At 32.0% G+C, this 15,703-nt stretch carries 11 protein-coding genes; 5 read left to right on the top strand and 6 right to left on the bottom strand.

Translation table 11 applies throughout. The features are described from left to right. Positions 1 to 278: 278 nt before the first annotated feature. The 3 genes from DUT90_RS03965 to DUT90_RS03955 all read left to right on the top strand — a co-directional run bounded on the left by DUT90_RS03965 (position 279) and on the right by DUT90_RS03955 (position 5,218). Positions 279 to 3,719: a methylmalonyl-CoA mutase family protein gene (locus tag DUT90_RS03965; RefSeq protein WP_114425571.1), complete on the top strand. Its 3,441-nt coding sequence runs from the start codon at positions 279 to 281 to the stop codon at positions 3,717 to 3,719. Positions 3,720 to 3,802: 83 nt separating this feature from the next. Further along, positions 3,803 to 4,366 (top strand): PAS domain-containing protein, encoded by a 564-nt coding sequence (locus tag DUT90_RS03960; protein WP_114425569.1) that lies wholly within the window; start codon positions 3,803 to 3,805, stop codon positions 4,364 to 4,366. A 33-nt stretch (positions 4,367 to 4,399) separates the two neighbouring features. Next, entirely contained in the window at positions 4,400 to 5,218 is an 819-nt protein-coding gene (locus tag DUT90_RS03955; protein WP_114425567.1) for a class I SAM-dependent methyltransferase, read from the top strand. An 8-nt stretch (positions 5,219 to 5,226) separates the two neighbouring features. Here DUT90_RS03955 and DUT90_RS03950 read toward each other — a convergent pair whose 3' ends face one another. Continuing rightward, positions 5,227 to 5,988 carry a phosphatase PAP2 family protein gene (locus DUT90_RS03950; protein ID WP_114425565.1) on the bottom strand — a complete coding sequence of 254 codons (762 nt, stop codon included), beginning with the start codon at positions 5,986 to 5,988 and terminating at the stop codon, positions 5,227 to 5,229. Positions 5,989 to 6,134: 146 nt separating this feature from the next. After that, positions 6,135 to 6,770, bottom strand: a complete 636-nt coding sequence (rsmG, locus tag DUT90_RS03945; RefSeq protein ID WP_114425563.1) for a 16S rRNA (guanine(527)-N(7))-methyltransferase RsmG — start codon at positions 6,768 to 6,770, stop codon at positions 6,135 to 6,137. A 118-nt stretch (positions 6,771 to 6,888) separates the two neighbouring features. Here rsmG and DUT90_RS03940 point away from each other — a divergent pair, with 118 nt between their 5' ends. Together DUT90_RS03940 and DUT90_RS03935 are read left to right on the top strand one after the other, a co-directional pair. Further along, positions 6,889 to 7,983 carry an acyl-CoA desaturase gene (locus tag DUT90_RS03940; RefSeq protein ID WP_114425561.1) on the top strand — a complete coding sequence of 365 codons (1,095 nt, stop codon included), beginning with the start codon at positions 6,889 to 6,891 and terminating at the stop codon, positions 7,981 to 7,983. 26 nt (positions 7,984 to 8,009) lie between these two features. After that, complete coding sequence (locus DUT90_RS03935) at positions 8,010 to 9,197, top strand: pyridoxal phosphate-dependent aminotransferase (RefSeq protein WP_181858138.1); 1,188 nt, start codon at positions 8,010 to 8,012, stop codon at positions 9,195 to 9,197. A gap of 55 nt (positions 9,198 to 9,252) precedes the next feature. On the opposite strand, the gene DUT90_RS03930 is transcribed toward DUT90_RS03935, so the two are convergent. From DUT90_RS03930 to ftsA, 4 genes are all read right to left on the bottom strand, one after another. Beyond that, positions 9,253 to 9,468 carry a hypothetical protein gene (locus DUT90_RS03930; RefSeq protein WP_181858137.1) on the bottom strand — a complete coding sequence of 72 codons (216 nt, stop codon included), beginning with the start codon at positions 9,466 to 9,468 and terminating at the stop codon, positions 9,253 to 9,255. A 191-nt stretch (positions 9,469 to 9,659) separates the two neighbouring features. Beyond that, on the bottom strand, positions 9,660 to 12,266 hold the full coding sequence (locus DUT90_RS03925; RefSeq protein WP_114425559.1) for a T9SS type A sorting domain-containing protein: 2,607 nt from the start codon (positions 12,264 to 12,266) through the stop codon (positions 9,660 to 9,662). Positions 12,267 to 12,437: 171 nt separating this feature from the next. Beyond that, entirely contained in the window at positions 12,438 to 14,318 is a 1,881-nt protein-coding gene (gene ftsZ, locus DUT90_RS03920) for a cell division protein FtsZ (protein WP_114425557.1), read from the bottom strand. Positions 14,319 to 14,366: 48 nt separating this feature from the next. After that, positions 14,367 to 15,701, bottom strand: a complete 1,335-nt coding sequence (gene ftsA, locus DUT90_RS03915) for a cell division protein FtsA (protein ID WP_114425555.1) — start codon at positions 15,699 to 15,701, stop codon at positions 14,367 to 14,369. Positions 15,702 to 15,703 lie beyond the last annotated feature (2 nt).

The raw sequence follows: 15,703 nt of genomic DNA, 5'->3' as shown, positions 1-15,703 counted from the left end.
TATTAAGTTAATACGATTTCCCTTTCTTAGCCTTATAATTTAAAAACCATGCAATTTCATCTAGATAAATCAGATGGTTTTTAGAGAGTTACTCAACAATATTGAGCAATAAATGTGCCAAAAAGAGGGCTTTTTTCTTAATATTTGCCCTGATAAATTATAAATATTTCTAAATATCAAATCAAGTAATAGTTTTTTGATTTTTATAACACTAATAAATATGGTATTTTTTTACGTTTTTCTTAAATTACACCCGTTTTAAATCATAATTTTTACAAATGCTACAAACAACTCCTTACAAACCTAAATATAAAGTACGTATTGTGACTGCTGCTTCATTATTTGATGGACACGATGCTGCTATAAACATTATGCGTAGAATAATACAATCTACAGGAGTTGAAGTAATTCATTTGGGCCACGACAGAAGTGTTGAAGAAGTTGTAAATTGTGCTATACAAGAAGACGCAAATGCTATAGCAATGACCTCTTATCAAGGAGGTCATAATGAATATTTTAAATACATGTACGATTTGCTAAAAGAAAAAAATGCAAGTCATATTAAAATTTTTGGAGGCGGAGGTGGAGTTATTTTACCAGAAGAAATCAAAGAGTTAATGAATTACGGAATTACTCGTATTTATTCTCCAGATGATGGAAGAGAATTAGGCTTACAAGGAATGATTAACGATTTGGTAGAAAAATCTGACTTTGCAATAGGAAACGCTGTAGATATAAAGGTTAATGATTTACCTAAAAAAGATTCGGGTAAAATAGCTAGAGTCATTTCTGCCGCAGAAAACTTTCCTGAAATCGCAAAACCTACTTTAGACAACATTCATATAAAAAACAAAAACTCAAAAACACCTGTTTTAGGAATCACTGGTACAGGTGGTGCTGGAAAATCTTCTTTGGTAGATGAGCTAGTAAGACGTTTCTTAATTGATTTTCCTCAAAAAACCGTAGGTTTAATTTCTGTAGACCCTTCTAAGAGAAAAACAGGAGGTGCACTTTTAGGTGATAGAATTCGCATGAATGCTATTAATAATAAACGTGTTTATATGCGATCTCTGGCTACTCGTCAATCTAATTTGGCATTATCCAAACATGTGAATGAAGCCGTAGAAGTTCTTAAAGCTGCTGAGTTTGATTTGATTATTTTAGAAACATCTGGCATAGGGCAATCTGATACCGAAATTATAGAGCATTCTGATACTTCTCTTTATGTAATGACCCCAGAATTTGGTGCCGCCACTCAATTAGAGAAAATTGACATGCTAGATTTTGCAGATTTAGTTGCCATTAATAAATTTGATAAAAGAGGTGCTTTAGACGCTATTCGTGATGTTAAAAAAACATACATGCGTAACAATAATTTATGGCATGTTCATATGGATGACATGCCAGTTTTTGGTACAATTGCTTCTCAATTTAACGATCCTGGAATGAACTCGCTTTACAAAGCGATTATGGATAAATTGGTAGAAAAAACAGGTGCTAACCTTGAATCTAAGATGGAAATTTCTGTAGCAATGTCTGAAAAAATTTACGTCATTCCTCCAAAAAGAGTTCGCTATTTATCAGAAATTGCAGAAAGCAACAGGTCTTATGATGATAACGTTGAAAAACAGGTGGTAGTTGCACAAAAATTATATGGCATTCAACAAACTATTTTATCTGTGATTCCGAACGCAGTGAAAGAATCTTTTCTTTCAAAAAACGGACTTGACAATGATAAGATTCTAAAACAAGTTCAGAATGACGATATCGTTTTCATCAAATTACTAATTGCTCAATTTGACAAAGTAAAACTCAACTTAAACCCTTATAATTGGGAAATCATTTTAAATTGGAATACAAAAGTTCAGCAATATAAAAATCCAATCTATACATTTAAAGTTAGAGATAAAGAAATCAATATAGAAACGCATAGTGAATCTCTCTCGCATTCAAAAATTCCTAAGGTAAGTTTACCCAAATACCAAGCATGGGGTGATCTATTGAAATGGAACTTACAAGAGAACGTACCTGGAGAATTCCCGTATACTTCAGGATTATATCCTTTTAAAAGAACAGGTGAAGACCCAACAAGAATGTTTGCTGGAGAAGGTGGTCCAGAAAGAACCAACCGACGTTTTCACTATGTAAGTTTAGGTATGGATGCAAAACGTTTATCTACCGCTTTTGATAGTGTAACCTTATATGGGAATGACCCTAGAAACAGACCAGATATTTATGGAAAAATAGGAAATGCTGGTGTTTCTATTTGTTGTTTAGATGATGCTAAAAAATTGTATTCTGGTTTCGATTTAAGCCATACTATGACCTCTGTTTCTATGACGATTAATGGACCCGCGCCCATGTTGCTTGGTTTTTTTATGAATGCAGCTATTGATCAAAATTGTGAAAAATACATCAAACAACATAATCTTGAATATGTTGTAGAAGATAAACTTTCAGAAACTTATGATAATAATGGCTTAAAAAGACCTAAATATCATGGCGATTTACCTGAAGGAAACAATGGCTTAGGATTGTTATTGTTAGGTATTACTGGTGATATGGTTTTACCTTCTGAGGTGTATCAACAGATAAAAAAAGACACATTAACTAAAGTTAGGGGTACAGTACAAGCAGATATTTTAAAAGAAGATCAAGCACAAAATACTTGTATTTTTTCTACAGAATTTGCGCTTCGATTAATGGGTGATGTACAAGAGTATTTTATAGAAAAACAGGTACGAAATTTTTATTCGGTTTCTATCTCTGGATATCATATTGCAGAAGCTGGCGCAAACCCAATTACACAATTAGCGCTAACGTTAGCCAATGGTTTTACTTACGTTGAGTATTATTTGTCACGAGGAATGGATATCAATAAATTTGGACCTAACTTGTCGTTTTTCTTTTCAAACGGAATTGACCCTGAATATGCGGTAATTGGTAGAGTTGCTCGAAAAATTTGGGCAAAAGCGATGAAATTAAAATATGGTGCAAATGAGAGAGCACAAATGCTAAAGTATCATATTCAGACTTCTGGACGTTCTTTACACGCGCAAGAAATTGATTTTAATGATATTAGAACAACATTACAGGCTCTATATGCAATATATGACAACTGTAACTCTCTGCACACAAATGCCTATGATGAAGCCATAACCACCCCAACAGAAGAATCTGTAAGAAGAGCTATGGCCATTCAACTGATTATCAACAAAGAATTAGGTTTAACTAAAAACGAAAACCCTATTCAAGGTTCTTTTATTATTGAAGAATTGACAGATTTAGTTGAAGAAGCTGTTTTAGAGGAATTTGATAGAATAACCGAAAGAGGCGGTGTTTTAGGTGCTATGGAAACCATGTATCAGCGCTCTAAAATTCAAGAAGAAAGTTTGTATTATGAAACACTAAAACACAATGGAGAATTCCCAATTATTGGAGTTAATACTTTTTTGAGTTCTAAAGGTTCTCCAACCGTTTTACCTGCAGAAGTTATACGTGCTACGGAAGAAGAAAAACAAAACCAAATACAAACCAAAGAAAATCTGGAACAAGCACAAAGAAATCATTCAAAAAAACAAATTAAAATTTTGCAAGAGGCAGCTGTTCAAAATGAAAACTTATTTGACAAACTAATGGAGGCTACCAAAACCTGTTCTTTAGGGCAAATTACAGAAGCATTATTTAAGGTTGGCGGACAATACCGCAGAAACATGTAAAAATATACCTTTAAACTTATTACTTTAACACAATAGCTAATCTAATTTGCTTAATTTTACCACTTTAAACAAATACCTATTTGATGAAAAATAATTTAGTAAATATGAAGTGTCTGGATTTTTTTGTTGCGTCTCAAAGCCAACAAAATTACGATGCTATAAAACACTTACTTATACCTTCTAATAGTATACAGTTACCTATACTCAGTTTCAATTTTTTTATTGATAATTTTAGTTCTGAAATTCAAAAATTGAACAGAAAAAATGACATCAATATGGTAAAACATTTTGCTAAAAAACACAAATGGGAAAACAATGTAGACGAAATATTTGAAAATGAACGTTTCGAAGCTATAGTAATCACCAATAGTAAGCAAGAAATTTTATGGGTAAATAACGGATTTAAAAAAATGACCGGTTACAATAAAAATGATAGTTTACACAAAACACCTTCTTTCTTACAAGGAACTAATACTTGCCAAACAACAAAATCTAGAATTAGAAAGAAACTTCAAAAAAATGAACCTTTTAAAGAAATTGTTTTAAATTATAAGAAAGATAAAACTCCTTATAAATGTGAAATAAAGGTATACCCTTTATCTTATTTAGAAACAACACATTATATTGCTTTAGAAAGAGCTATTTAGTTTAAAATATCATTATTTTTTTAATAGAACTTTATGAAAAAGGGCTATATTTCTAAAGAATTAGAAGATTTTTACAATACTGCTTCAGAAGAAACCCGTTTAGAAAAAGGAATGGGTATTTTTGAGTTTGAGCGCATAAAAGAACTTATATCACTTCATCTCTACCATCCCAATGCGACAATAATAGATGTTGGTGGTGGTACAGGAAAATATAGCGAATGGTTAGCGAAAAACGGAAATACAGTTCACTTACTAGAGCCTGTTCTAAAACATATTAAACTCGCAGAAAAAAGAGCAAAAAAACTTAAAAACAGCTTTACTATTACTCAAGGAAAAGCACAAAAACTTCCTTACAAAAATAATAGTGCAGATTTAGTAATTTTACATGGTCCTTTATATCATCTGCAAAATAAAGAAGATAGAGTTGCAGCCATTCTAGAAGCCAAAAGAGTATTAAGAAAAGGAGGTGTAGTCTTAGGTTTTGCTATAAATGCTACTGCATCTACTGTGGTTGGTTTAATGAACGGAATGATTCATGCGAATTCTTTTTTTGAAATGTGTAAAGAAGAATTGACTACAGGAATACACAACGCACCAAAAGATTTTCCTTTTTTGTTGGCTGATGCTTTTTACCATAAACCAGAACAATTAAAAAAAGAGTTTTTAGAACAAGACTTAGAGTTTATCAATCTATTTGCCGTAGAAGGTTTGGTTTGGTTAGATCATCAATATTTTGCAAATATGATAGACAAACAGAAATCAAAAACATTAAACAAATTACAAAAACTTACGCAGAATGATGAATACCTACTCCCCTTTAGCCCTCATATTATGCTGGCTGCAAAGAAATAGTTAACAACTTAAAAATTCATTGTAATACCAAAACGCTGCGGTGTAACTTGCAAGTCCCAAACTACTTTTTTTTCAACTCTTTTATCGTTGTATTTTTGATCGTATTTAGTATCTAAAAACTTATCTATGGCTTCTACAATAAAAATACTAATTGCTGTAGAGAAAGCAACATCACTCAACCAATGAAAACGGTCTATAATTCTACTAATACCAGGAATAGAACCAATGGTATACAAACCTGCTTTTACCCAAGGGCTATCAAAATGTTTTGCAATTGCATACGCATTGGTAAAACCCAACATGGTATGACCTGACGGAAAAGAATCGTAATTAAATACTCTATCTAAATGAAATGGATCAAACTTATCTTTACCTACATTGGCTTTTGGTCTTGCTCTTCCAATAATTCGTTTAGAAATTTGCTGCAATAACCCTGAAGCAGCTGCAGAAGAAATTAGTAAAACTCCTGTTCTTCTTAACTTTGGGTTTTGTGTAAACAATCCTGTTAAATATACAGCTCCTGTAAGTGCAAAATTTCTGTTGGGTCCACCAATATCGTTACCATAATCGGTAACCCAACGTGGTACATCGTTTCTCCAGCCATCAGCCCAATTATCAACGTTATCATCTATTATATATAAAGCCGCTGTTCCTGCTGTTATGTATCCTAAATTTAAAAACTGATCTTTTTTCCAGTGCAAAGGTCTAGAGTATGCATGCCCCATAGATTTTGCTATGTTTCCTAAATCATAGGTAAATTTTTGCCACATATCTCTGTCTTTATCTAAACGTAAAGACGGTGTTATATTTTGTGAAAATACGGTATAAACTCCTAAGAAAAAGAAGAGTATAAATGTATGCTTATAATTTTTGATAGTCGTTTTTTTTTGAATTAGTATATAAAAATAATGAAATTTTACTTTCCGCCCACATATTTCATACCCAGGTGTACTACTTTTTTAGTTTCAAAAAATGGTTCATCAAAATAATTTGGCAAATCGTAAATCGTAGCTGATGTATATTTTTGTAGTTCTTCTGTGAGATCTCCTCCTTTTAAATATAGAATACCATTTTTTAAATCGTGGTGTTGTTTTTTAGAAATTTTACCTTTTGTCCATCTTACAAAAGTTTCCATTTGTGCCACAGCTCTACTTACTATAAAATCATAAGTTTCTTTTACTTCTTCTACTCTTCCGTGGGTTGTTTTTACGTTTTCTAGCCCCAAACCAGCAACAACTTCATTTACCACTTTTATTTTTTTTCCAATAGAATCTACCAAATGAAATTCTGTTTCTGGAAATAAGATGGCTAGTGGAATACCAGGAAACCCCCCTCCTGTTCCAACATCCATTACTTTTGTATTTGGCTTAAATTGCATTACTTTAGCTATTCCTAAAGAGTGTAACACGTGTCTTAAATACAACTCATCTATATCTTTTCTAGAAACCACGTTTATTTTTAAATTCCAATCTTTATACAACTCTTGCAGTTTTGCAAATTGTGCTATTTGGTTTTCTGTTAAATTTTTAAAATATTTGTGTATTATCTGCATATGTGTAAAATATTGATGCAAAAATAGGCTTTTGAAACAAACAATTCTTAACAAAAACTGACGTTTATCATATAAAGCTATTTTAAATAAACTATTTTTGCAAACATTAAATTAATTCATGAAGACATTAAATTTCTCTAGAGTAGACAAAGCAAAGTTTTTTAGAACTTTAAACAAAAGAGTGAACTCTTACTTTAAAGAAAACGATATTAAAAGAACTGGTAATTGGAAGTTATACACCAAAGCCGTTATTATGTTTTCATTATTTTTAATTCCTTTTGCACTCATTTTAACCGTTACTATGCCACAATGGATAATGGTTTTATTAATGGTACTTACAGGAATAGGAATGGCTGGTGTTGGAATGAACGTTATGCATGATGCAAACCACGAATCTTTTTCTAAAAGAAAATGGGTTAACAAACTAATGGGCGGAAGTATTTACATTTTAGCAGGTAACGTTTACAATTGGAAAGTACAACACAACGTATTACACCATACATTTACCAATATAAAAGATCATGATGAAGATATTGATGCCGGAAGAATTATTCGTTTTTCACAACACTCAAAGTGGTTTAATTTTCACAAATTTCAAAAATATTATTCGGTATTTCTATACGGTTTATTAACTATAAATTGGGCAATTACTACAGACATTAAACAAATGCGCAGGTATTTAAAGCGTAAGCTGTCTTATGGAGAGTTTCCGAACCCTGCTACAGAATGGACAAAACTAGTGGTTTCTAAAATTGCATATTATTTTCTTTGGATTGTTTTGCCAATATTAGTTTTAGATATTTCCTGGTGGAAAGTTCTTATAGGTTTTTTTGTAATGCATTATACAGCTGGTATGATTTTGAGCTTGGTTTTTCAATTGGCTCATATTGTACCAAAAACTGAAATGCCTGTACCAGATAAAAACGGAAACTTAGAACACACTTGGGCAGTCCATCAACTATACACAACATCTAACTTTGCCCCTAGTAATTGGTTAGTAAATTTCTATACAGGAGGTCTAAACCATCAAGTTGAACATCATATTTTTCCGCATATTTCTCACGTTCATTATAGTAAATTGGCTAAAATTGTAAAAGAAACCGCAAAAGAGTTTAATTTACCCTATAATGAATACAAAACTACACGTAGAGCAATTATAGAACACTTTAGACACTTAGGCGTTTTAGGAAAAAAACCAGAATTAGCACAATAAACACAAATAACAACAATTTATAAAAAATGTCACATCCATTATCGGACAGAATTAACAGTTTGCCAGCGTCTCAAACCTTGGCAATGGCTGCAAAAGCAAGAGAATTAAGAGCAGAAGGTAAAGATATCATTGGCTTAAGCTTAGGAGAACCTGATTTTAATACACCAGATTTTATTAAAGAGGCTGCAGTAGAAGCAATTCATCAAGATTACAATTCTTATACACCTGTAGATGGTTATTTAGAATTAAAAGAAGCTATTTGTACAAAATTTAAAAGAGATAATGCTATTGAGTACAAACCTAGCCAAATTGTAGTATCTACAGGAGCTAAACAATCTATTGCAAACGTAATGCAGGTATTGCTTAACCCCGGAGATGAAGTTTTATTACCTTGTCCTTACTGGGTTAGTTACTCTGCTATTGCTACACTTTGTGAAGCAAAATCCATAGAAATTCCTTCATCCATAGAAGCTAACTTTAAAATTACTCCAGCACAACTAGAAGCTGCAATTACTCCTAAAACAAAGTTAATTTTATTTAACTCTCCAAATAACCCAAGTGGTGTTATTTATACAAAAGAAGAGTATCAAGCACTAGCTGCTGTTTTAGAAAAACACCCTCAAATTTACATCATGTCTGATGAAATTTATGAGCACATCAACTATGAAACAAAACCTTTTAGTTTAGCTGCTATTGATAGTTTATATGATAGAACCATTACTGTAAACGGTTTGGCAAAAGCATTTGCAATGACAGGATGGAGAATTGGATATATAGGAGCTCCTGAATGGATAGCGAAAGCGTGTACTAAAATGCAAGGACAAATTACTTCGGGTACAAACTGTATTGCACAAAGAGCTGCAATTACTGCTGTTTTAGCACCTGTTAGTAAAATACAATATATGGTTGACGAATTTAAAACCAGAAGAGGTATTGTTATTGATTTACTTAGAGAAATTGATGGCTTTAAAGTAAATGTACCTGATGGGGCTTTTTATGTTTTTCCTGATGTATCTGCATTCTTCGGAAAAACTATCGATGGCATTACCATAAATAACGCAAGCGATTTTTCTTTATTTTTATTAGAAAAAGCAAACGTAGCTACTGTTACCGGTGAAGCTTTTGGTGCTCCTGATTGTATTAGAATTTCTTATGCAGCCTCAGAATTACAAATTAGAGAAGCTATTAAAAGAATAAAAGAAGCATTGAGTTAACCTTATTGCTTTATCTACTATTTTAAAAATCCCAAAGCCAATGCTTTGGGATTTTTTATGATATCATCATAATAATTGCAGCCAAAAACAATGAAACTCTTAAGATTGTTCCTGTTTGACTTTCTAAATTGGGTTGATTAAATATCATCGATTTCATTTGAGAAATAGATTTAGATTTAATTTTGTGAGATTGATATTTGATTTCTCTTTTGTAAGAAGATGTTAGAATTCCTCTTTCAATTACTGGTTGTTTTTGTAAATATGTCATCATGTTTGGTTTTATTGATTATATAAAGTAGACGACACCCATTTCAAAATGTTACACAACTAAAATTCACAAACTCTCTATAAAACAACAATTTACAGTATTCATGGTTTACGAGAAGGAGAAAAAAAATAAAAGCCAACAATAAAATTGTCAGCTTTTATATAAAACCATAAACTCAAAAAATAAAGCAACTATTAATTTACCACCAATTTTTTAACAGTATAATTTCTAAACTTGTTAGAAAGCTTCATCAAATACAATCCTGATTTTAAATTATCTCTAAATATCTGAATACTGTTATTTCCAATTTCTACTTCTACAACTATACTCTTTATTAAAACTCCTGCTAAATTGTAAATTTCTAATGTTGAAGTAGTGGCTATTTCTGAATAAAAACTCAATTCTGAACTCATTTGTAAAGGATTAGGATATACTATTGTTTCGTTCTCATTAAAAACAGCATCACCAGTACTTAATACTTGTTTATAAAAATCAATATTTTTTAAGTTCATTTCTTTGCTTACTACATCAACTCCGTTTGATGACATTGTAAACACAATACTTACTGCATCTTTTAAGTCTATATTATCTATCAACGAAGACTTAAAATGCGCTAGAGGAATAGCGTAATGACTTTCATTATCATCCAATGTTACCGTTGTTTTAAATTGATTTTTCCATTCAGCAATAGTTTCTTTTATGATAGTGATTTCTATAGTTCCTGTTCCGCTAGCATCAAATTCTAATACATCAAAATCAGATAAGTCTACAGCTTTAAATCTAGGTGTAAATGCTCTGTAAGCAGCTACATAAGATTTTGTAGTAGCTTTAAGTGCAATGTTTCTTTCTACTCTATAACCGTTTCCAGCATACAATTGCTCATTTTGAGAGATTAAAAAAGCATCAATTGTGGTATCTTCAGAGGAATCATCTACACCCCAAGGTCCATCAGACATAAACAAATCATCTGGAGTTTGGTTTTTGTCATTTTCAATTCTAAAACCGATATCAAAAATGTTTCCTGTATTAATTCTTAACGTCGTAATATAATTTCCATCAAGAGCAATAGTTTTGTTTGAGTACTCTGTTTGTGAAGATTCTGTTCTTTTAAAACCAGCATCAAAAACAATATTTTGCGTTTTATTTGTGTTTATAATTTCTAACTCTAAAGCTCCGTCTACATACTTTCCTTTCTTTACAAAAACTGGTGGTGGAGTAGAAATATGATATGCTGTAATCGTTTTTTGGGTTTCAAATAATTCTAACGCTTCTGCACCAAGTGTAATTAAGTCATCTACTTTATTTGTCCATATTTGAAAATTATAAAACGTTTGGTTGGCTGTGTATTTATCAATGTTCCAATGGCTTTCTATTAAAAAATTATTATTGTCTTGAGACAATCTTCCTGAAAAACTCAACACAAATTCTTTAGAGCCATCTCTATTTTTAATGATAGACTTTATAAACGTTTGTCCTTTTATTTCTATAGTAGAAACCGATAGTAATTCTGCACCTAATAAACGATCACAAATATATTTTGTATGTTCATAAACTCCGTTTTCTGTTTTGGTCGCCAAAATAACAGCAATGGTTTTGTCTTCTTTTACATAATCTACCGAAAAAAGTTCTGTGGCATTTGTAATTGTTAATAAATCTGCAGGAGATGATTCTATTGCTTCTGTACCAGGTATAATATCTAAAGGAATTAAATCTTTTAAGGTAAATTCTGATGACTTTGATGCTGTTTTTTTATAGCTTTTAGTCTTCACGACTTTTTTTGCGTGAGCTTTGTTAAATGTATAGTTAGATTTACTTCTTAAATAATTTCTTTTATTAATTAAGCTGGATAGCCTATCATTACTCTCCAAACCTCCATCATTTCCTGTAGAAACTTCTAAATCTATTGTAGGACATTCTGCAATACCAGAACATGCTGGGTCATCACAATCTGTTAAGCCATCTCCATCATCATCAATACCATTTACACAATCTTCTTGAGGTACAGGTGCTGTAGGACATCTTGCTCCGTCATTTAAACTACTAGATGGTCCAAAAGCAAATAAATTAGAAACTATAGAAGAACCCAATTCTAAGTTTTGAACATCATTAATTACATACACTGTTCCTGTTTGATTTGCAGATACATAAAACCTACCTTCTACATCAAAATATACAGCTCCGAAAGTATAATTCAAGCCTTCCAAAATAGGTACAATTCCTAAATTTAAAACATCTCCAGATTCTGGGTCTATTCTATATAAGTTATTGGTTTTCTTTTCAACAGTATACAACATTCCGTCTACCGCATTAAATGCCCAATCATGAATATTTAAATTTTGCGTTAAGGTTTTGGTTTCTTGGAATTTACCATAATTTGAAGAGTTGGGATTTATATCTACCAAATAATAGGTACTTCCTCCTGGTTTTAAATAGTATATACCATCTTCTCTTACATCTCCCACATATCTATTACTTGTTGGAAGCTCTGGAATGTAAAATACTTGTGTATTAAAATTTTTTCCTATTCTTACTATAGATCTTGATGGCGTTGATAACGAACCCCAGATGTAACCATCTGCAGGATTATATCCAACAGCATTTACGTTTCCAGTAGTTACATTTTCTTTAACTAAATATGAATTTCCTGAAGCGAGATCTAAAGCGTAAATATCATTGTATTGAAATAAATATGCGTTATAATCGCAATTGAATGGAGCTTCTTGAGCATAATTAAACAACCCTATTAATAGTATAAAAATAGATATCGTAGCTGTCTTTCTGTCTTGTACTTTTAGTTTCATTTTTTTAGATTTTAGACAAATGTAAGATTAGAAAAGAAGTTAATTTCTTGTATTTTGCTTCTTGACTTTTAAGTATCGACTAATGGTACTGGTTTATTCGATAAACCGTTTTACACAAAAAAGCCACATCAAAATTGATGTGGCTTTTTTATACTTTTACTACTTTTTTTATTAATCTACATTATCATGCAAAAATGAATTGTTTGATTTTAGCCCCAAATCATCAGTGTCTTTTTGAATGGATGTTTTAGCTTTACTTATTGCTGCATTAGCTTCTAGGTCTACACCCAAACGTTTATATGCTGGTTGGCGCTCAATCTCATCAATATTTTTGTTAAGCTGATCATTAAACTTGTAGTTGAATCCCTTCATTTTTTTACGACGCTCTTCTGCTCTTTTTTGCAATTCACTAATCGTTAAATCCAAAGGCGAAACCTCATCACTTTTATAAGTATCAACGTCTTGTGTTTCTGTATCTCTTACTGTACTTTTTAGTTCAAATTGAATCTCATCTTCTATATCTTTTTTTTGTGCTGAGATACTAGAGCTTTTACCTATAGTAGGTTTAGCATCAAAATCTTCTAAAACATAACGAGTTTCTATCTCTTTGGTCTCTAAAGTAATTTCTTCTGGTTGATGAACTTCTATATTATTTAAATCTTCTTTGTCTGATAAATTATAACGAACTTCGTTCTCTTTTACTTCATTTTCTGAATGTAATGGTAAATCAAACATCAAATCTGCTTGAACGTGAGTTTGTTCTTCTTGAACTTCCTCTACTTTTTCAGGTGTCATATCTGTAATGACAAAGTCATCCTCAGAAACATTCTCGACCACTACTTCATCAAAAATTACACTTAAGTCTTCTATTGCTTCAGTTGTTTTTGGTTTAACATCTTCTGTTATATCTTCTAAAGTGTGTACAATTTTTTCTTCTTTTTGAATTGTTAATGGCTGATCTAAAGCGGGCGATTTTGTAACTTTTTGCTCACCAAAATTGTATGTAGCTTTTTGCTCGTCTTCTAAAGTGTGTACTATTTTCTTTACCTCTGTATTAGTTATTGTACTTTGTTGATCTGCAGCAAAACCAGTAGCCACCACTGTTACAGCAATTGCATCACCCAATTCCTCATCTTCTCCTATACCCATAATGATGTTAGCATCATAACCAGCTTCATCTTGTATAAAATCATTAATTTCTCCAATTTCATCTAAAGTAACTTCATTGGTTCCAGATACGATTAGCAACAATACGTTTTTTGCTCCTGTAATCTTATTGTCATTTAATAAAGGAGAATCTAAAGCCTTTACAATTGCATTTTTTGCTCTATTTTGACCTTCTTCTCTTGCAGACCCCATAATGGCTGTTCCGCTATTAGATAAAACAGTTTTTGCATCATGCAAGTCAATGTTTTGCTTATAGTGATGCGTAATAACTTCTGCAATACCTTTAGACGCAGTAGACAAAACTTCATCAGCTTTAGAAAAACCGGCTTTAAACCCAAGGTTACCATAAACTTCTCGTAATTTATTATTGTTAATTACAATTAAAGAATCTACATTTTGGCGCAGTTGGTCGATTCCTAGTTGAGCTTGTTTAGAGCGCATTCTTCCTTCAAATGCAAAAGGCATGGTTACAATTCCTACGGTAAGAATATCCATATCTTTAGCTATTTTTGCTATAATTGGGGCTGCTCCTGTACCTGTACCTCCTCCCATACCAGCTGTAATAAATACCATTTTAGTTTGGGTATTTAACATCTGCTGAATTTCTTGCATACTTTCTTTGGCCGCTTGTGCTCCAATTTCTGGATTTGCACCTGCACCTAATCCAGAAGTCAAGTTTGCTCCTAGTTGAATTTTGTTTGGAATAGGACTGTTTTCTAAAGCTTGTGCATCTGTATTACAGATTACAAAATCTACGCCCTTAATATGCTGTTTAAACATGTGATTTACAGCATTACTACCTCCACCTCCAACACCAATTACTTTAATAGTATTAGATTGTGTTTTTGGCATATCAAATAAAATGTTATCAAATTCTGCGCTCATAATAACGTTTATCTTTTTTAATGATTGTTATATATTTTTTTATTTTTCTTATTCTGCGTTGTCTAAAAAGTCTTTAAGACCTTCTGTAAACTTTTCAAAAAACGATTTCTTTTTTCGTTTTGGTTTTTCTTCTACTACAGGTGTTTCTTCTATAGACTCTTCTTCTATGTTTTCTGATGTTTCTTCGGCCTCCACTACCTCTTCTTCTATTTCATCTTTAGTATACCTTTCTAAACCTTCCATTAACAAACCTACAGCTGTTGCGTAAGAGGGGCTAGACAGTGTCTCATCAGAATCGCCAGCCAAATGTTCATTAGGAAAACCAATTCTTGCATCCATACCTGTAATGTATTCTACTAATTGTCTTAGATGCTTTAATTGAGAGCCTCCTCCTGTTAACACGATACCTGCAATTAACTTTCCTTTTGCAGTTTCATGTCCGTAATTTTTTATTTCTAAATACACATGTTCTATAATTTCTTGAACTCTTGCATGTATAATTTTTGATAAATTTTTTAAAGTAATTTCTTTGGGCTCTCTACCTCTTAATCCAGGAATAGAAACAATTTCTGTTTCTTTATTTTCTCCTGGCCACGCAGAACCAAATTTAATTTTCAACAATTCTGCTTGCTTTTCTATAATAGAGCATCCTTCTTTAATATCATCTGTAATTACATTTCCTCCAAAAGGAATTACCGCCGTATGTCTAATAATGCCGTCTTTAAAAATTGCCAAGTCTGTTGTACCTCCTCCTATATCTATCAATGCTACTCCAGCTTCTTTTTCTTCTTGACTTAGTACTGCAGATGCAGATGCCAAGGGCTCTAATGTAATTTCATTTAAACCTAAACCTGCACTTTTTACGCAACGTCCAATATTTCTGATAGAAGAGACTTGACCGACCACTACATGAAAGTTAGCCTCCAAACGCCCTCCGTACATTCCTATAGGTTCTTTAATATCTGCCTGAGAATCTACTTTAAACTCTTGTGGTAATACATGAATAATTTCTTCTCCTGGTAGCATTACCAATTTATGAACTTGGTTTACCAAATCGTCTATATCTGAGTCTTCAATAACTTCATCTGCATTATTTCTAGTAATGTAATCACTATGGTGTAAACTTCTAATGTGTTGTCCTGCAATACCTACTACAACTTCTTCTATTTTAATACCAGATACACTTTCTGCCTCATCTACTGCTTGTTGAATAGATTGTATGGTTTGTGTAATGTTACTTACAACTCCTCTCTTTACCCCTAAACTTTTTGCTTTACCAATACCAACAACCTCTATTTTATCGTATTCGTTTTTACGACCAATCATTGCAACAATTTTGGTGGTACCAATATCTAAACCAACAGCTATTTTGTTATTTTCCATTT

It is taken from the genome of Polaribacter sp. WD7, assembly GCF_003335085.1.
Classification (GTDB): domain Bacteria; phylum Bacteroidota; class Bacteroidia; order Flavobacteriales; family Flavobacteriaceae; genus Polaribacter.
This window is presented reverse-complemented; position numbering and strand designations above follow the sequence as displayed.